Raw genomic sequence first — 19,427 nt, 5'->3', positions numbered from 1 at the left:
GATTTATTACTTCCAGGGATTTGGAAATATTTATCAAAAACTTTGTCTTTATATTGCTTATCAATTCCCTTTCCTTTATCAATTACTTGAAAAACAATCTGATTATTCTCAAGTTTTACTTTTACAATTATGTTACTATTTAGTGATGAATAGTTTATAGCGTTTGTTAGAAAATTTATTAAAACCCATCCTGTTTTCTCACTATCAGCCTTTGCATTTGGTAGGGTATCTTCGGTATCGATAATTATGTTTATTTTCTTTTGATCTGCTTGAACTTTTACTGCTTCAACAGCATATTTAACAATGTCATAAGGATTACTTTTCTCAATATTTAGTTGAATGTTACCAGTTTCTACCTGCGATAATTCTAACAATTCACCAGTAATTTTTAATAAACGCTGACTATCATCTTTAATACTATCAATTAATTGTTTTTGATTTTCATTTATCAATCCAGTTGCATCATTTTCTAGTAATTGTAAACTCATTTTTATAGAAGAAATGGGGGTTTTTAACTCATGTGATACTGTGGAAATAAAATTAGTTTTCGCAAAATCTAATTCTTTATAAACTGTTATATTTCTTAGGATAATTACATTACCTATATTAATTAATTGTGCTTCGCCTGTAGGAATTATGGTGATTTTTACGATTTCTTTTTCAAAATAACTTTCTTTCCCATCAGCAAAAATTTTCATTGGAAATGATTTTGCATTTTGGGAACTATCCAGCAAAGATTTCATTAAATCGTTTTGTTCTGCTATTACATCGGCACTTTTACCAATTACTTCGTCTTTGTTCAATCCTAAAATTTTTAAAGTTTCATTATTGGCAAATAAGATGCTGTTATTGTTATCTAAACCAATAATTGGGTCATGCATATTATTAATAAGTGTTTCTAAACGTTTTTTTTCGAAAGTCAATTTATGTAAACTGCTGCTACTGTATTCCTCTAGCTTCTGAGCCATAGTATTGAAAGATTTTGCCAAATCCCCATATTCATTATGGTTCATAAAATGAACACGTTCTTTATAGTTTTTATTGGCAATTTCTTTTATACTTGCCGTTAATTCTTTAATTGGATTGGCAATATTATTTGGTAAATTCACTAATAAGTTAAAAGCAATCAAAAAACACAAAGTGCCTAAAATGGCTATCGAAAAATTAGCTGTTTCCGCAGTTTTTTTTGCTACATCACTTTTTTGTTTTATGGCATTCATATTCAGTTTCATTATCTCAAAAATATCCTGCCTAATTTGGTTTTTTAGTTTTTCGTTTTTGTGGTTTTTCTCTAATACTATAAATTTTTTTTGAAGATTATTGGTCGCAATATCTTCTCCCTTTTCAGTAATATTTGCAATTTGAAGTTTTAAATTTTTTTCAAAAACTATTACTGCTTTATTTTCATCATTATTAATATCTTCCAATGCCAGCAACATGTTTCGAGAATATTCCAATGTGTTATAATTGGCTTTCAAAATGTTTTGAGTGTCTTTTTTAATAGAAAAAATGTAGTACGCACTTACCAAGGAAAGTATCATTATCAAAATGAATAACAGTCCTACTCCGAGATTTAATTTGGTTTTAATTTTCATTTTATGATAATATTACAAGGTCAATATTTGATTGAGAAAGACTATTTAATAATCTTCTAAAAATAGTTGTTGACAAAATTACTTTAAATAAGTTAAAGTGCGGTTTTCCTATACAAACCGTTGTGATGTCTTTTTCTTCTACAATTCTAAGCATTGCATCAGTTATGTTTGAACTTTCAATTTTAATTACTTCTGCTCCTAGTTGTGTGGCTAATTTAAAGTTGTTAATTAAATGACGTTGCTTGTCTAAAGCAATTTTATGTGGACTTTCTTTTGGGGTTTCTACATACAAAACATACCAAATTCCATTATAATAGCTGGCTAATCGTGCTGCTTTCCGGATAACAATTTTAGCCATTTTATCATTACTACTAATACAAGCTAATAATTTTTCGTGTTTTATTCCGGTGTTTTTCGGTATTTCATTTTCTACTTTTCGAACTACTTGACTCGCCACTTCTTTCAATGCTAGTTCACGTAATTGCAAAATTTGATCTGATTTGAAAAAGTTAGTTAAGGCAGTTTGAATTTTATCTTCAGTATAAATCTTACCTTCTTTTAATCTGGAAATTAAATCTTCAGCGGTCAAATCGATATTTACAACTTCATCAGCTAAACGCAAAACATTATCTGGAACACGCTCTAAAACATCAACATTCGTAATGCGTTTTACGTCTTCGTTTAAACTTTCAATATGCTGAATATTTACCGCCGAAATCACATTAATTCCAGCTTCTAAAATTTCCAAAACATCCTGCCAACGCTTTTCATTTTTGCTTCCTTCAACATTGGTATGTGCCAATTCATCTACAATTACAACTTCTGGTCGGAGATTTATAATGGCTTGCACATCCATTTCTTCTAGTTGTTTGCCTTTGTAGAAAATGGTTCGTCGTGGGATAACCGGCAAACCCACGAGTAACTCGTGGGTTTCTTTCCGAAAATGGGTTTCAATATAACCAATTTTTACGTCAATTCCATTCTTCAACAACGAATGTGCTTCCTGTAACATACGATAGGTTTTGCCTACACCAGCACTCATACCAATGTAAATTTTAAACTTTCCTTTACGTGATTTCTGAATTAAATCGAGAAAGTGTTGCGCGTTATTCTCCTTATCGTTTTGCATTTATTTTAAAAAGATATTGCTAAAGCAGTTGTCAAAAATGTATTCTGATTGGTTGGATTTGCGTTTTTCAAAAACACATCATCTTTACTGTTTAAATTTCTGGCTTCAACTCTGAACATAATATTATCAGCTATCAAGTAATCAAAATTCGCTGAAACTCCGAATGTTTTAAATCCGTTCTCTGTTCCGGTTGCAATTATTACCCCTTGCTTATCCTGATAATATTCACCTCTAAAACCCAATTGTACTTTAGCAGTTGGTTTGTATTGCGCAATAATTATTGGTGAATACCAAACGTCATAATCACTGCTTCTGTTTACCGTTTGTTGTACGCCAATATCAAATCCAGCTGTCAAACTTGTTTTATCAGAAACTTTAAATTGTCCGTAAAAATTATTAAAATAACGCCATTTTCTAACCGCATCAGGTTGTTCGTTTCCAACATAAGTACTCCAATTTAAAGTTGCTTTTGATGATGGCTTGTAAGTAACTTGTGTTCCAAAAGCTGGTGTTTGATTGCCTTCAATTTTTTGAATACGTTGCCAGCCGTTTAAATACATTGCGGCTAAATACCATTTTTCAGATGCTGAAGTGTAACCAATTTTTACTCCCGTTTCATAATAAGGTGAATTATCAGCCAAAATACTTCTTGTCAAATTCACGCAATCTTTACCAATTGCACTTTCAAAACCAATGTGAGAAGGCATAATTCCTGCATCAACCCAAAGATTGTGTTTCGATGAAATTTTCACACCACCATTGGCTTCAAAAATATTTTTCAATAAATCCTGCTCGCCAGCCAAATTGTATTCCGGATACGTTCCAGCCATCAAAGCAAAATTGGCACGCAAATTATCTTTGGCGTAATTGGCTTTAACCAAACCTAGATTTAGATTCACTTCGTTGTGTTTATTATGACTGTACACAAATCCAGGACGCAAATGATTGTCCGGATTGCCAAAATCATAACTGTAATACGTTTCTAAATATCCCGAAAACGTAAACGGACTCTTCTCTTTTGTTGCTTCTTGAGCGTTAGTTGTTGTAAATCCGAAAGCTAGTAAAGCTGTAACTATTATTTTTTTCATTTTTTTCATTTTTATTTGAAGCTAATCCGGCTGTTCGTTGCAATCTTTTCTTTTTAAAGAAAAAAAGAAAAGGATTTCCACTGCCATCCGGGCTAGGAACCTGACAGGTTTCAAAAACCTGTCAGGTTTACGAATCTTATTTTATTTTATCCAATGCAATATTCAATTGCAGCACGTTAATTTTTTCGGTTCCCAAACAGCCTAAAAGTGGTGCATCCGTGTTTTCTTTGATTAAAGTTAACACTTTTTCTTTTGAGATATTTCTCACTTTAGCAACTCTGTCCGCCTGTACTTTTGCGCCTTGAACCGAAATGTTTGGATCCAATCCGCTACCTGAAGCAGTAACCAATTCCGATGGAACTTCACTACTTTTCACCGTTGGATTTTTAAGTAAAAAAGTGTCTATTCTAGTTTTTACTTCAGCCAAATAATCAGGATTGGTAGTTCCTTTGTTACTTCCTCCAGAACCAGCCGCATTATAATCTACAGCCGATGGACGTGACCAAAAATACTTGTTTTCTACGAATTTCTGTGCCACATTAATATGATGATTTTTCCCGTTAACTGTAACAATTTCGCCTTTACCTTGATTAGGTGCGAATTGTGCGATTCCATAAACACTCAAGGTATAAAACCCAGCGAAAAACAATGCACAAAACAAAGTTAATCGAACTGCGGGAATGATATTTTCTTTCATAATCTTTAATTTATTGTTTTTAATTGTATTATGTAATTTGCAAACAAACATTAGAATTAATTACTAGTTTCGATAATGCTCATTTCATAATTTCCATTTTTTAATTTCTAAAATCTATTTTTTAAACAAATAATGCTACTGCTAAATCAATTAGTTTTATTCCAATAAACGGAATTATGATTCCACCAATTCCATAGATGAATAAATTTCTACGCAATAGTGCCGATGCGCCGATTGGTTTGTAAGCAACACCTCTTAATGCTAAAGGAATCAAGAACGGAATAATAATCGCATTGAAAATTACTGCTGACAAAATCGCACTTTGTGGACTGTGTAAATGCATAATATTTAAACCTTGTAATGCTGGAATTGCTGTAATAAACAACGCCGGAATTATCGCAAAATATTTCGCTACATCATTCGCAATTGAAAATGTAGTTAGTGTTCCTCGGGTCATTAAAAGTTGTTTTCCAATTTCTACAATTTCGATTAATTTGGTTGGATCATTGTCTAAATCAACCATATTTCCTGCTTCTTTTGCGGCTTGTGTTCCACTGTTCATGGCAACACCCACATTCGCCTGAGCCAAAGCTGGCGCATCATTTGTTCCATCACCCATCATTGCAACCAGTCGCCCTTCGGCTTGCTCTTTTTTGATGTAGTTCATTTTATCTTCTGGTTTGGCTTCGGCGATAAAATCATCTACACCTGCTTTTTCAGCAATAAATTTAGCTGTCAAAGGATTATCTCCAGTAACCATAACCGTTTTTATTCCCATTTTACGCAGGCGTTCAAATCGTTCTTTCATACCAGTTTTAATGATGTCTTGCAATTCAATTACACCTTGTACTTGGCTATTTTTTATTACCACTAAAGGCGTACCTCCATTGGAAGAAATAAGTATGACTTGATGAGCAGTATCTTCAGGAAAAGGATTTCCTGCTTGAAGCGCGATATTTTTTGCCGCGTCTTGTGCGCCTTTTCTAATATTGGTTCCGTCTTTCAAAACTACTCCCGAAGTTCTTGTTTCCGCAGTGAATTTGATTAAAGTGGCACCTTCAATTGATAATTTATTGGCAACATCAGCTCCAGCTAATTCTACAATACTTTTACCTTCTGGTGTATCATCTGCCAAGGAACTCAAAACAGCAGATTGAATAAACTCCTGTTGCGAAACTCCTTTTGTTGGATAAAAGCTGGTTGCTTTTCTGTTTCCAATGGTTATTGTTCCTGTTTTATCTAAAAGCAAAACATCTATATCTCCAGCAGTTTCAACAGCTTTTCCTGATTTGGTAATTACGTTTGCACGCAAAGCTCTATCCATACCAGCAATTCCAATAGCTGATAGCAAACCACCAATAGTTGTAGGGATTAAACACACAAATAAGGCAATAAAGGATGCGATTGTTATTGGTGCGTTAGCATACTTGGCAAATGGAGCTAAAGTTACCGTTACAATTATGAATACCAATGTAAATCCAGCTAACAAAATAGTCAATGCTATTTCGTTTGGTGTTTTTTGACGGCTCGCGCCTTCAACTAAAGCAATCATTTTATCCAAGAAACTTTCTCCTGGTTCAGAAGTAACTTTTACAGTAATTCTATCTGATAAGACTTTAGTACCACCAGTTACTGATGATTTATCACCACCAGCCTCACGAATTACTGGAGCACTTTCTCCTGTAATAGCACTTTCATCAATAGTCGCTAAACCATCTACAATTTCTCCATCTGTGGGAATAATATCTCCAGTTTCACAGAAAAATAAATCTCCTTTTTTGAGTTGTGAAGAGGGAATAATTTCTATTTCATGGCTGTAAAATTTACCTGCTTCTGACATTTTTTTTGCAGGTGTTTCTTCACGGGTTTTTCTCAAACTATCAGCTTGAGCTTTTCCTCTTGCTTCCGCAATTGCTTCCGCAAAATTTGCAAAAACTAAAGTCAAGAATAAAACAAGAAAAACAGTAAAATTATATGCAAAACTTCCTTGTGAACTTTCTCCAAATAGGATCCAAAGACATACAAATAGCATTACAGCTGTTCCAATTTCGACAGTAAACATTACTGGATTTTTGAACATTATTTTTGGGTTTAGTTTTACGAACGACTGTTTAAATGCCTCGTTAACCAACTCCTTTTGAAATAAATTATTTTGAGATTTACTCATGATTTTAATTATTTAGAGGTAAAATATTCTGCGATTGGACCTAATGTCAATGCTGGAAAAAAGGATAGTGCGGCTACAATTACAATTACAGCAAAAACCATTAATCCAAAAGTAGAAGTATCAGTTTTTAATGTTCCGTTGCTTTCAGGAACGTAACTTTTGCTGGCTAAGATTCCGGCAATAGCAACTGGACCTATGATTGGCAAGTATCTTCCAAAAAGCATTACAATTCCAGTTGCGATATTCCAAAACGGCGTATTGTCGCCCAATCCTTCAAATCCACTACCGTTATTGGCAGATGCCGAAGTGAATTCGTATAACATTTCGCTAAATCCTTGATAACCGGGATTTGCTAACCAACCCGATAAAGCTTCCGGATTTCCAGCATATAGATGACTTGCTAAAGCGGTTCCAACTAATATTAAAAACGGATGAAGCAATGCAATCATCATGGCGATTTTCATTTCTTTAGCTTCGATTTTCTTTCCGAGGAATTCGGGTGTTCTTCCGACCATTAATCCGCTGATAAAAACTCCGAGAATGATGAAGATGTAGAAGTTCAGAAATCCAACACCAACACCTCCATAAAAACAGTTAATCATCATTCCAAGTAAAGTCGTCATTCCGGTAATTGGCGTCATACTGTCGTGCATAGCATTCACAGAACCATTACTCGTACAAGTCGTATAAGTGGCCCAATTCGCGGAAGCAGCAGCTCCAAAACGCACTTCTTTTCCTTCCATGCTTCCCATATTCTGGGCAATTCCGAGTTGGTGAATATTGACACTTCCGTTCATTTCGCTTACGACTGCGGGAATCAGTAAACTCAGAAATCCAATGGTCATAACGGCATAAATCGTCCATGCTAATTTTCTTCTTTTCAATACAAATCCCAAGGCAAAAACCATCGCAATCGGGATTAGGAAAATCGAAACCGTTTCAACAATGTTGGTTAAATAGTTAGGATTTTCCATTGGGTTGGAAGAATTCGGACCGTAAAATCCACCTCCATTCGTTCCCAATTGTTTGATAGCTACAAAAGCGGCAACTGGTCCTCGGCTTACATTTTGAGTTTGACCTTCTAAAGTGGTGATGGTATCTTTTCCTTCAAAAGTCATTGGAGTGCCGTTGAATAAAAGAATTATTGCCACTACAAATGATAATGGCAATAAAACTCTTGTACAAGATCTAACGAAAAAGCTGTAGAAATTTCCTAAAGTTTCAGATGTTTTTTCTTTCATCGCCATAAAAACGGCGGCACAAATTGCCATTCCGCAACCAGCACTGATGAATTGCCAAAGCATCAAGGTTAATTGTCCTAAATAAGACAAACCGCTTTCGCCGGAATAATGTTGTAAATTGGTGTTTGTGATGAAACTTACTGTTGTATTAAACGCCAAATCTCCAGTCATGGAAGGATTTAAGTCTGGATTTAAAGGCAACCACATCATATTGGTCAACACTAACATTGATATGATAAACCAAACCACATTGATTGACAATAAAGCCAGTAAATGTTGTTTCCAGTTCATTTGCTTGTTGGGATCAATGCCACCAACTTTGTAAAATAAAGCATCGATTGGATTGAAAATTTTATCCAGCCAAGTACTTTCATAATTGAATATTTTTCCGATGTAACGCCCTAATGGAATTGCCAGCAGCAAAACCAAACCATAGGTTACAATAATTCCGAGGATTTCTGAGTTCATTTTTAGAATTTTTCTGGTTTAACTAATACATAGCAGATGTAAATAAATACGGCTATGGCGATGATGAAAAGTGCTGTCATAATTTAGATTTTTTCAAAAATGGTTATCATTTTAAAGAATAGCGCGAATAGTAGCAATCCGCTTGCAGTGAGAATTAGTGTGATCATACTCCGAAAGTGTTTATTTGTTTGTTGTATTCTAGTTTTAAATTCTGTGGAAAAAGATTGGCAATATTGCAATGACGCAATTCCATAAAAGTGGAAACCGAAAAAACATACACATTGGAAATAGCGTTTTTGGTTTCGTTGCTTCCGTTTACCAGCAATTGGTCGGCAATGGCTAAACATTTTTTAGCACGAATGATATTTCCAGAAATAATAAATGTTTTGGTAATTTCTGCTAAACGTTCGGCTTGTTTGTAAATTGTATTGACTTTATTTTTCATTGGAATAAGTATTTAGTTCTTTGCGCTAATGCCAAAAAACAGTCCAAAAAAACAAAAATACCGTAAAGTGCTGTATTTGTTGATGTTAAATAATTCATGCCAAAAAAAGACATAAAAAAACCCTATCATTATGATAAGGTTTTCTCATTATAGTAAGATTATGATTTGTTTATTGAATATTGTATTCGTCAAGTTTACGGTATAAAGTGGCAACACCAATTTCTAATAAGCGTGCGGTTTCGGCTTTGTTGCCTTTGGTATAGTTCAAAACTTTTTGAATATGTAGTTTTTCAATACTTTGCATTGCAAATGCCGACATTGATTTGTTTGTTTTATCTTCCTGATGTTGGATTTCATATGGTAAAACCTCAGAAGTTAAAGTATCGCCGTTACATAAAATCACCGAACGTTCAATGATATTCTTCAATTCTCTGACATTTCCTGACCAATGATAACTTTCTAGTTTTTGAAGGAAATCAGGTGTAATTTCTAAGGTTTTTCGATTGATTTTTTCTGAAAATTGTTTGACAAAATAAGTCGTTAAAGGTGCAATATCTTTCACACGTTCACGCAATGGTGGAATATTGATTTCAAAAATATTTAATCTGAAATATAAATCCGAACGAAAACGATTTGACTCACTTTCGGATTTTAAATCTCTGTTAGTTGCTGCAATCAATCTGAAGTTTGACTTTTTTGAAGTGGAATCTCCAACTGGAATGTATTCGTTAGTTTCTAAAACCCGAAGTAATTTGGCTTGTAGTTCGAGTGGCATCTCACCTATTTCGTCTAAGAATAAAGTTCCGCCATTTGCTTCTTCTATAAAACCTTTTTTATCTTTTATTGCTCCAGTAAAAGCACCTTGTTTGTGTCCGAATAATTCGCTTTCTAAGATTTCTTTGCTGAAAGTGCTACAGTTTAAAGCTACGAATGATTTTCCAACTCGGTTGCTATTTTCATGAATGGCTTGTGCAAACACTTCTTTTCCGGTTCCGGTTTCGCCAGTTAATAAAACGGTAGAATCGGTTTTGGCAACTTTTTTAGCTAGTTCAATTACTTGTTCTAAAGCTTTCGATTTTCCTATAATCGTATCAAATGAATATTTATCAGAAATACGTTTTTCGAGTTGTTTGACTTTCTTTTGCAACTGCGATTTCTCTATGGCTTTGTACAAAAGCGGAATGATTTTATCGTTATCATCGCCTTTCACAATATAATCGAAAGCACCATTTTTCATGGCTTGAACTCCATCTGAAATTTTTCCAAAAGCTGTCAATAATATCACTTCAACCAAAGGAAAATTACTTTTAATTTTTTCAAGGAATTCAACACCATTTCCGTCTGGCAATTTTACATCACACAAAACAACGTCAATATTGTTTTGCTCAATTTTTTTAAAACCTGATTTTAAATCTCCAGCTTCCAAAACATCAAATCCTTCTGATTTTATAATTCGTGCAAGTAAACTACGAAGCTTTTCTTCGTCATCAATTATTAAAATGTTTTTCAAAATAAATTATATTAATTTATACAAAAGTAGATATAATATTGAGAATGCTACTAATTGTTAATTGTTTTAAGCTCAACAAATCTATTTATTAATGAAAATTTATCTTTTAAAATCTGCATATCCTCACTTACTTTTTTATCTAAAAATTTAGCGTAATGTTGGGTTGTTCTTAAATTTTTATGTCCAAGCATCTTACTAACGTTTTCGATGGAACATCATTTGTAAGCGTTACCGTTGTTGCAAAAGTGTATCTGGCGATATGGAAGGTTAGTTCTTTTTCTATTTCACAAACTGTTGCAATTTCTTTTAAATAAGCATTCATTTTTTGATTAGACAAAAATAGGAAGTAGTTTGTCTTCATTGATACATTGAGGATTATTTTCATATTTATCAATTATCATTTGTGTTACAGGAAGTATTGGAATTTTAGAAGCACTTTCGGTTTTCTGTCTGTGTGTAAATATCCACTTCTCACCATCAATTCCGAAGCTTATGTGCGACTTTGTTAAGTTTTTGACCTGTGTATGCCAAACCAGTAAAGCAGCTGAAAAGGAAAATATCGCGAACTAGTGATAGTCTTTCGGTTTTGAAATCTTTTTCGATTATGCTTTGAATTTCAGCTTCGGATAAATATACACGTTCGACTTCTTTAACTTTTGATTTGTAGTTTGCAAATGGGGTTTTCTCCAGCCAGTCATTGGCCAAGCAAAACTTTATTATTTTGTTAAAGTTCTTGATGTACTTAACTGCTGTGTTGTTGGCGCAGGTTCTAACGCTTCTTAACCAAAATTCATAATCAGTAACAAAAGCATAATCTATTTTTGTAATATCAATATCCAAAATATTGTATTTCCATTGCATAAAGTCGATAGTATGCTTAAGAGAAGTTGTATAACGTTCTAATGTTCCTGGAGCATATTCTTTGCTAACTAATTCTTTGATTTTGTTGTTGTGGTCTTGGAAGATAGGAACCAGCATGCGTTTACTTTCAGCAGCACCAAACAATTCATTCTTCAAATTTTCAGAAGTAACTTTGATGTCTTTTTTGAATAATCTTTTTTCGACTTCCAAAACTTGATTTTTCAAATAATCCAGATGGCTATTTATTGTTCTAGCTTCTTCATTAGTTCCCTTGACTTTAGTGCCTTCACCTGACCATTTCTCGGGATTGATATACTTGTTGGTGCTAAATTCAAATCGTTTGGCGTTGACTGTAACTCTTGTGTAGATTGTGGGCAAACTCCTAAATTGTTGGCTTTTGCTCTCTTGATGTAAAAGAGAACTGATACAGTAGTGTTCATTATTGGTGACCTTTAAGTTATTATTAAATTTATTTGATTTAATAACTACACACAAGATGTACATTTTTTGAATATGTTGTTGAACACCTTGTTGTAGCGGTGCTTTCGGTTGCGAGGAGTCACTTAAAATTTAATTTTTTAGTGACACTTTGAAAGACACCTTCACTTTGAGATTTAATGAATATTTGATATAGCCCTAAAAGAAAAAACCCACTAAATCGTTAAATTTAGTGGGTTTTGTAACCATTTGTATTTCTACTGGCGGAGAAAGAGGGATTTGTTATCCATTTCTAACCGATTGATATTGTTGATTTTAATATCTTTTAAATTCCTAGGGTCTCGCTTTTGCATCTATAAATAACGTGCAAATTTTTCGAAATCTTATAGTACAAATCTATGAAAATTAGATGATTAAACAAAGTGATTTATTAAAATTATTGTTCATTTATTGAACTAGTTATCAAGATAAATTACATTCATTAAGAAGTTTAATAATTGGTACTTTTATTGCAAACCTCATCCAATAATTAAAGGTTCTACTTGTTCAATCTTTAAGCTTGTGTAGTTACAGAACTCCTCAACCGATACAAACTCATTTTCAAGCTTATTCAGTTCAATTCTTATCGTTTGCATTAATCTTGCACTTTGTCTATAACTCTTTCCTGTAATGAGTTGTATATCCTTTGGGTAGATACATAACCTCTTTTTTTCAATTTTCATACATTATCTATGCCTTTGACTAGGCTTTGAGTTACTTAAGACTAGTCTATTAATTCATTTTCACAATGCAAAAATAAATAATATTTGAACTTGTTCAGAAACGATAATCGAACTTGTTTAGATGCCCTATTTGTCGAATATGGACAAATGTGTCATTTAGTGACACATTGTTTTGATGGCTTTGTTTATTGTTTAAATTTTGCTTTTAAATCAATCGAAAATGTTGCAACAGAATTATGATTGATGAAGATTGAAACGGAATATTAATTTAAATTTTTAGAAGTTATGGCTAGACAGAAAGGCATAATTAAATTGAAAGGTACTATCGGAGATATTACTTTTTACAAAACGCAAGATGGTCACTTGGCTCGTGAGAAAGGTGGCATAGATGCAAGTAGAATAAAAAATGATCCTGCGTTTCAAAGAACTCGTGAAAATGGTTCCGAGTTCGGTAGAGCTGGAAAAGCCGGAAAGATTTTAAGAACGGCTCTACGACCGCTTTTAATTAATTCTGCTGATGGCAGAATGGTAAGTCGTTTAACTCAAGCGATGGTGAAAGTAATTCAAGCTGATTTGATTAGTGATAGAGGATTGCGAAATGTGATTGATGGTGAAGCTGAATTGTTATTTGGTTTCGAATTCAATATCCGTGGAAAGCTTGGAACTAGTTTATTTGCTCCGTTTGTTGGAACTATTGACCGAGTTACTGGTGAAATAACCGTTGATTTAGCTTCATTTATTCCATCGAATATGATTGCTGCACCAAGTGGAACAACTCACTTTAAAGTTATCTCTGGTGGAGCAGAAGTTGATTTTGAAGCTGAAACTTTTGTTGTTGCTACCTCTGAAACGGCAATTTTGCCTTGGGACACAACTCCAACTGCTTTAATCAGTCAAGTAAATGCTGTTACACCAGCAAGTACAAAACCTTTGTTTTTAGCTTTGGGAGTAGAGTTTTATCAGCAAATCAATGGAACGATGTACCCATTGAAAAACGGTGCTTTTAACCCTTTGTCAATTGCGAAAGTTGATAGTGGTGTGTAATGGTTCTTGAATTGACCAGAACTTATTTCCCTGAAGGAACAAATGGAAAACTCGAATGCGATGGCAAATTCATCTGTTATACAATTGAATTGCCTTGGAAGAATAACGAAAAGAGAGTTTCCTGTATTCCGGAAGGGAAATATTTTATTAGAAAGCGATATAGTCAGAAGTTTAAATGGCATTTGGAAGTGGTTGATGTTCAAAATCGAAGTTTGATTTTATTTCATCCAGCTAATAATGCTTTAAAAGAATTAAATGGTTGTATTTCTCCTGTTACTAAACTTTCTGGACCTGGTTTAGGATTAATGTCGAGAAAAGCTTTTGAGAAGCTAAAAACGATTGTTCATCCAATTTTAGAACGACAAGAAAGTGTTCAATTATTAATTACATCTAATTTATAAATTATGAAAAAGATATTAAAGAGAGCATCAGCTCCGACACCAAAGTTTTTTAAAGTGCTTCGAACTATTGGTTTGGCTTTGGCTGCTGTTGGTGGAACTATTTTAGCTGCGCCAGTGGCTTTACCTGCGATAGTTATTACTATCGGTGGTTATGTAGCAGTAGCTGGAGGAGTTTTGACAGCTGCAAGTCAGCTGACCACAACAAATGACAGCGAATAACCATACTTTAATGGGTACTGCTGGAGGCACATTTTTAAGTATTGTTCCGAATATTCAATCTGAAGATATTGCAAAAACTGCTATTTTAGCAACTGTTGGAGCAATCGTCAGTTTTACGATTTCGTTACTGCTTAAAAGCCTTAACAAGAAGCACAAAAAATAAGTTTAGCCCTAGTTGTGGTGACCTTTGGGTTAAACAAAATGAAAGTTAAGTCTGAAAAGGCTTGACTTTTTTTATTTTTATATTATATTTGAATTAACTAATTTATGAATACTAGTAATACTTAGTTTTTTATCGGTTTCTTTTTTTGGATGTCCTCCAGCAACATTTTTCCAGTTTGTACTGGGTGGAATAACAGTTTTTAACTATATTAAAAATCTAGAAGATATGAATGACATTGGAATTTTTTTGAAAAGGTGGATTGGAGTTAACGCGGGCAGACCAAAAGTAAAAAAGTCAAATTGATTTAAAATTAAGAATGAACATATTGCAGTTAACTTCTCAGGTTCAATTCCTGACTGTCCACAATTAAATAACCCAGCAACTGCTGGGTTATTTTGTATTACAATACCGATATAAAATTACTCTTCTCATATCGTTTATGAGGTTGATATTTTGTTGAAATTGCTTTTCTTTTTGCTCCAAAAGTTTTAGAGCTGCAATATGTTTAACGTGAACCTCGTGTTCTTCCATCATTGCTTTAGACCTTACAAAAAACTCCTTTTTGAAATCGTTAAGGCGTAAAAATGGAATTACGGAACCAACTAAATGTTGATGCCAAAATTTTGTTTGCCATAAACTATAAGCAACAAAATAAAGGTTTTCGCAGTCTAGTTCTAAATCGAAAATGACTACAAAGCTGTTTGTGAATGGCTCTTTTTGTGGCTTTCCGCTGTTCATCCCTTTGTTAAGTAGGAATAAATGAGGTTTCGAGTAAATCGTGCCTTTCTGGTGGGTTTTGATGATAAAATTCTGCATAACTTTCGGCTTTAAAAATGGGTTAGATTTTCAATTTTCCGCAGATTTTCAGTTGAACTACCAGTGTGCCTCGCTACGCTCCGCCCATAAAATTTTTCAAAAGAAAAAAAAGAAAAAAAGAAAGCCGTCCGTTTAAGTGGAAGGTTTCAGAAAAAAAAGTTTTTAAAAAAAATACTACCCGACACATCGTCGGAAGTATGTTCGTGAAAGCGGAAGTGATTGTTTTTGCGAACCTATATGGGTGGAGATTTTTTTTAAAACCCGCAGGGCTTGAACTTTTTTTTCTGAATACCTGGAACTTATCTTTGCTCTCTTTTTTTTTATTTTTTGTTTTGAATTTCCAAATCAAATGTTCTTGTTTAATCGGATTTTGTCTGAAGGATTGGGAGTTGTTTTGGAAGATAAAGCGTCTTGGAAGTGTATCAATTTTTTGTAGATGGATGAAACATCGTGATCAAAAAGATAAATATCAATATCCATCTGAAAAATTGATACTCTTCCTTCTACTATTTGATTTTTGAGGATGCCTAATCGTCTTCTGAAAAGAAAGGTTTCAATTTAATCGGAATGTTGTTCTGAAAATGGAAAGCATCTTCAAAAAACAATGCATTATACGACCGAGTGCGATGGTGCAGTAGCGCAAGTAAGGGTATCATTTTTTTATTTGCTTACTTGTGTTTTTCTGATTGCTTTAGTGGAAAAGCTGATGCCATAGACTTGAAAGAAAGATAATGCTTCAAGCTTATCAAAGTTAATATAAGGAACGGTAAGGCATCGGCTTTTCCGCTGGAGTAATGACTTGGGGTTTTCTGGCAAATAAAAAATGATACTCTTACTGGGTCTTTTGATTTTGTGGGTTCTAAAAATGGCTTTACCATAGGCAAATCACTGAAAGTTAAAGCCATTTTTAGAACTTACAAAAGCAATGAAAACACTACCGATGTATGCGGTTAGTTGCTAAAAACAGTTACCGTGAACGTTCCTGAAAGCAATAGCAACCGTAATATTTCCTATGAAATTGCGAACGTTATTGAAGACAGTGGCGAAGGACGGTGTTTTTTGTAGCTGGGTGATGCGATGGGAGCTGCAAAAAATGTTGTCCTGGAGCCACTGGCACGAGCGTTGGGTGGAGCGGCTTTTTTACATAATGTTATTATAGTGCATCCGTTTACTTGAATTGGAATGTGGTGTTTCTTTATGCACTATAATGCCACATTATGTAACTAAGCTTTGGAGAAAAAATTACTGGCATGAGTTGCGAAGCGTACGCGTTTTTGTTTTGAGCGTTGGACAAGCTCTTTGACTGATGGCTTATTGAATTTTCTATTTTAAACAAAACGTTCTAGCCAACAGGCAATGTGCTTGATCTGCGGTGGGACAAAAACCATGACAGTAATTTTTTTAGGAGCGTTGGAAAAGCAGTGGCAACCGGAGTTTTATATTTCCGTACTTAATTTACTCCTCCATTTGTCTGGAAAAAAAGGTGTTTGAAAGTAAATATGAGCTAAATCACGTAGAAAAAAATATCCTGCTTTATCTGTTCTATATTCATATTCAAATTCGGTTTTCTTATTATTTAGTCTTTCTTTGAATTCTAAAAAGTTCAATTCATCATCAAATAGTTTTGTCAATCGAGTTTCAGATTGATATCCATCATGAACGGATTTTGAGAATAGTTGTTCTTCTAAATCATTGTCTTTATCTTTTATTAAATGAAATGAGGTTGAATTTTTACTATGATGTGGCACAAAGATTCCTAAATCTATTTTTTTTTCTTTTACAAACTCTGAAATAATTTTATATTCTTCTTCCATATCAAGAATTATTAAATATTCTAATAATACAGCTAGAAGCGGTGAAGTTGTATCTGAATAATAAACAGGTTTTACAGAAGTAACTATTAATTTAATTACATTTTGAATACTATTATTTGCATCAGGTAGATAATCAAATTTATGTTTTGTAAATTGTATTTGATTAAGAACTAAATTCAAGTAGTTTTTTGCATTTTGTATTTCACCGAATTCTATAAATAAATTTAGAATACTAGTTATTGCGATTGAATGTATGTCAATTAATGGTCTGCTGGAAACATTGTTATTATTAATTAAGTGTACAAGTTGTTTATGAATATTACTATCATTTTTTTTATGATTGTAATGTCTTTCTACATTTAACAAAAAGCATAAATATTCAAAGTATTCAAAAGTTCTTTTAGTATATCCAATTTGCTCATATCTTCCACCATGCTCACAATAAATACCATCTTTATAATTTGCTATTGGAATTGTTCTCTCGTAATAATCTAGCAAAACTTTATAATAAAAATTAAATATTTGGTCAAAATATACAGTGATTCTTTTATCGTTTTCTAATTTATTTTTGAGAATCCAAAACCAAAACTTTAATACTAAATGTGTTAAATATCTTTTTGCTATTTCTAAATTATTATAGCCTTTAGATTCTGTATATATAACGAATCCAATAAGCTTAAATGTTTCGAAAACAAGTTGCCATTTTCGAGGTAACTTTTTTGTTTGTATCCAATTTTCTTTAAAAATAATAGTATCCAATAGTTCATAGTAATCATTTGAAACACCATCTGTAGTATTTAAATTAACTAATACTCTATTAAATAGTTTAGTTGTATATGGATCTACCAATAAGTATTGACCAAACAATTTTTCTGAAAATAATATTGTCAATCTTGAAATGTCCCATCTATCAAAAGTGACTTTTTTAAGATTTTTTTGAGTTGCAACTATAAAAGATTCGTATGTTGCCTGGACACTTCCACTTATAATTCCATTGTGAACAATAATTATTTTTAAAGGTAATTTTTCAAATTCTGGAAATGCTGAAACGTATTTATTATAACTAGCTTGCGTTATTGAATCTTGAATCCCGTCTTTTCCATAAAAATTACTATCCGTTATGTTTTTATCGCTTCCTCCTTTTAGTTCAAAATAAAAACGCTTTTTAATACCATCATCATCAACTCCAACTGCAACAATGTCCTTGCCATATTCGGGTAATCCTAGGTATTCTGTAGGCTTTGATAATATTACAAAACCCATTGATTCTAAAAGAATTGGAAAAATTCTATTTAGCTCATTTTTCTCTGTAAGTGAATCTAAATACTCTTTTACTGTAATATATTTTAGATCCATTATTTAGAAGTTTTCTAGGTTTTGTTCAAAGTTATTTGGGTTCTTGTATGCACGGTTATCAATCATTATGCTTGATTCAAACAAACCAAGTGGCGTAACCGCTTCTGAATCCTCTGATTTAAAGGCTTGTCCTCTAACAATTACCATTGTTTTAGTCATGCTTAAAAAAGAATTACTATCATTATTTACATTTTTCATCATTTGTGCTTGATTTTCATGCTCTAGTCGATAATATAATTCCATTAGATTTCTTTCGTTTTCTGTAGGGTCTAAATCCTTTATACTCTTTTTACGAGTTTTAATTATATTATACTCATCAAGTGTTTTTTGCAATGGCACTAAAAACAACTCGTCACTTTTACTTTTAGTAATGTTATTTTTAATTAATTCTAAAAGAGATTCATGATACACTTCAAAAATTAGTTCTGATAATTTTCTATTTAAATGTTCTTTACTTTCTTCAATCTTTGAATTTCTGATTTTTAATAACATAGGTATCAATTCATCAATTGAATGAGGAAAAATACAAATACTATCTATTGCATTGATTTGTGATTCTTTATCTAGTTTGCTTAGGTCTATATTAAATATGATGGAACGATGTGATAAAATAATTTTTAAAGCCAAAAGTGAATATTGCCTATAGCTAAATAAGTTTAGTAATTCATCTTCAAATTGTTTTCTACTAACATCATAAAAATGGCTAATTGCATTTTCGAAAACATCAATTGAACCACGAAAACCAGCAATATTGTAATTACTAGTTAAAAGACGAAATAAAAAAACAGGATTTTTAAAATAATAAAAAAAATCACTTAATGCTTGAAAATTTTTAGTGTTATTCAAGTATATATTTAATAAATAATATTTTTCAGATTCAAAATCCTTTAAACCATATTGTACATTAGTAAAAGCGGAATGTGATAAATCATGATTTGCAGATTTAAGAAGTTCAACTATTTCTTTAAATGATTTTTCTTTTAAAGCAGTATCAGTATTAACATTAGTTATAATATTACAAAGCAATTTACTTTTTAAATTTGCATAATCCACACTATTAACTTCAAGTTTTTGCAAATAAATAAATACTTGATTTATTTGAACGGAATCTGTATAGTTAAAACCGCATAGTGCTTTAAGAGCTATAATTGTATTACTTTCAATTTTGCTAATAGCAATATCAAATGCTTCTATATAATTGGTGTTAAAAAGATTTATTAATAAAGCAGGTAAAAAGTCTTGATAATCATTAA

The 19,427-nt window shown here is 32.6% G+C and carries 19 protein-coding genes; 4 read left to right on the top strand and 15 right to left on the bottom strand.

The annotated features are described in order from the left end of the window. From ABI549_RS10045 to ABI549_RS09995, 11 genes are all read right to left on the bottom strand, one after another. On the bottom strand, positions 1–1,595 hold a 1,595-nt coding region (locus tag ABI549_RS10045), incomplete at its 3' end, for a histidine kinase dimerization/phospho-acceptor domain-containing protein (protein ID WP_348076324.1). Position 1,596: 1 nt separating this feature from the next. Continuing rightward, positions 1,597–2,724: a sensor protein KdpD gene (locus ABI549_RS10040; RefSeq protein WP_348076323.1), complete on the bottom strand. Its 1,128-nt coding sequence runs from the start codon at positions 2,722–2,724 to the stop codon at positions 1,597–1,599. A gap of 5 nt (positions 2,725–2,729) precedes the next feature. After that, positions 2,730–3,812 carry a porin gene (locus tag ABI549_RS10035; protein ID WP_348076322.1) on the bottom strand — a complete coding sequence of 361 codons (1,083 nt, stop codon included), beginning with the start codon at positions 3,810–3,812 and terminating at the stop codon, positions 2,730–2,732. 136 nt (positions 3,813–3,948) lie between these two features. After that, entirely contained in the window at positions 3,949–4,509 is a 561-nt protein-coding gene (locus ABI549_RS10030) for a K(+)-transporting ATPase subunit C (protein WP_348076321.1), read from the bottom strand. A 121-nt stretch (positions 4,510–4,630) separates the two neighbouring features. Further along, a complete protein-coding gene (gene kdpB / locus ABI549_RS10025) occupies positions 4,631–6,676 on the bottom strand; it encodes a potassium-transporting ATPase subunit KdpB (protein ID WP_348076320.1) in 2,046 nt (681 codons plus the stop codon). Between the two features lie 8 nt (positions 6,677–6,684). Continuing rightward, positions 6,685–8,385: a potassium-transporting ATPase subunit KdpA gene (kdpA, locus tag ABI549_RS10020; protein ID WP_348076319.1), complete on the bottom strand. Its 1,701-nt coding sequence runs from the start codon at positions 8,383–8,385 to the stop codon at positions 6,685–6,687. Between the two features lie 2 nt (positions 8,386–8,387). Continuing rightward, positions 8,388–8,465 (bottom strand): potassium-transporting ATPase subunit F, encoded by a 78-nt coding sequence (locus ABI549_RS10015; protein ID WP_274783639.1) that lies wholly within the window; start codon positions 8,463–8,465, stop codon positions 8,388–8,390. A gap of 83 nt (positions 8,466–8,548) precedes the next feature. Next, the gene (locus ABI549_RS10010) at positions 8,549–8,830 is read right to left on the bottom strand and encodes a hypothetical protein (RefSeq protein ID WP_348076318.1); all 282 of its coding nucleotides are present in this window, start codon (positions 8,828–8,830) and stop codon (positions 8,549–8,551) included. A gap of 169 nt (positions 8,831–8,999) precedes the next feature. After that, positions 9,000–10,343, bottom strand: a complete 1,344-nt coding sequence (locus ABI549_RS10005) for a sigma-54 dependent transcriptional regulator (RefSeq protein WP_348076325.1) — start codon at positions 10,341–10,343, stop codon at positions 9,000–9,002. A 166-nt stretch (positions 10,344–10,509) separates the two neighbouring features. Next, positions 10,510–10,725, bottom strand: a complete 216-nt coding sequence (locus ABI549_RS10000; RefSeq protein WP_348076317.1) for a hypothetical protein — start codon at positions 10,723–10,725, stop codon at positions 10,510–10,512. 92 nt (positions 10,726–10,817) lie between these two features. After that, the gene (locus ABI549_RS09995; RefSeq protein ID WP_348076316.1) at positions 10,818–11,579 is read right to left on the bottom strand and encodes a site-specific integrase; all 762 of its coding nucleotides are present in this window, start codon (positions 11,577–11,579) and stop codon (positions 10,818–10,820) included. A gap of 1,067 nt (positions 11,580–12,646) precedes the next feature. Between ABI549_RS09995 and ABI549_RS09990 the strand changes: the two genes are divergently transcribed. From ABI549_RS09990 to ABI549_RS09975, 4 genes are read left to right on the top strand one after another with little or no spacing between them, the layout of a single operon-like run. Further along, positions 12,647–13,405 (top strand): hypothetical protein, encoded by a 759-nt coding sequence (locus ABI549_RS09990; RefSeq protein WP_348076315.1) that lies wholly within the window; start codon positions 12,647–12,649, stop codon positions 13,403–13,405. Next, positions 13,405–13,806 carry a DUF5675 family protein gene (locus ABI549_RS09985; RefSeq protein WP_348076314.1) on the top strand — a complete coding sequence of 134 codons (402 nt, stop codon included), beginning with the start codon at positions 13,405–13,407 and terminating at the stop codon, positions 13,804–13,806. The genes ABI549_RS09990 and ABI549_RS09985 overlap by 1 nt, the downstream gene beginning before the upstream one ends. A gap of 3 nt (positions 13,807–13,809) precedes the next feature. Beyond that, the gene (locus ABI549_RS09980; RefSeq protein WP_348076313.1) at positions 13,810–14,025 is read left to right on the top strand and encodes a hypothetical protein; all 216 of its coding nucleotides are present in this window, start codon (positions 13,810–13,812) and stop codon (positions 14,023–14,025) included. Continuing rightward, positions 14,012–14,188, top strand: coding sequence for a hypothetical protein (locus ABI549_RS09975; RefSeq protein WP_348076312.1), 177 nt, complete (start codon positions 14,012–14,014; stop codon positions 14,186–14,188). Before ABI549_RS09980 ends, ABI549_RS09975 begins: the two co-directional genes overlap by 14 nt. Positions 14,189–14,578: 390 nt before the next feature. Here ABI549_RS09975 and ABI549_RS09970 read toward each other — a convergent pair whose 3' ends face one another. From ABI549_RS09970 to ABI549_RS09955, 4 genes are all read right to left on the bottom strand, one after another. Beyond that, a complete protein-coding gene (locus tag ABI549_RS09970) occupies positions 14,579–15,004 on the bottom strand; it encodes a hypothetical protein (RefSeq protein ID WP_348076311.1) in 426 nt (141 codons plus the stop codon). A 668-nt stretch (positions 15,005–15,672) separates the two neighbouring features. Further along, on the bottom strand, positions 15,673–15,909 hold the full coding sequence (locus ABI549_RS09965) for a hypothetical protein (protein WP_348076310.1): 237 nt from the start codon (positions 15,907–15,909) through the stop codon (positions 15,673–15,675). A gap of 531 nt (positions 15,910–16,440) precedes the next feature. Further along, the gene (locus ABI549_RS09960) at positions 16,441–18,174 is read right to left on the bottom strand and encodes a hypothetical protein (RefSeq protein WP_348076309.1); all 1,734 of its coding nucleotides are present in this window, start codon (positions 18,172–18,174) and stop codon (positions 16,441–16,443) included. Positions 18,175–18,177: 3 nt separating this feature from the next. After that, on the bottom strand, positions 18,178–19,427 hold a 1,250-nt coding region (locus ABI549_RS09955), incomplete at its 5' end, for a hypothetical protein (protein WP_348076308.1).

Origin of the sequence: Flavobacterium sp., from assembly GCF_039932285.1 — a bacterium.
Classification (GTDB): domain Bacteria; phylum Bacteroidota; class Bacteroidia; order Flavobacteriales; family Flavobacteriaceae; genus Flavobacterium.
This window is presented reverse-complemented; position numbering and strand designations above follow the sequence as displayed.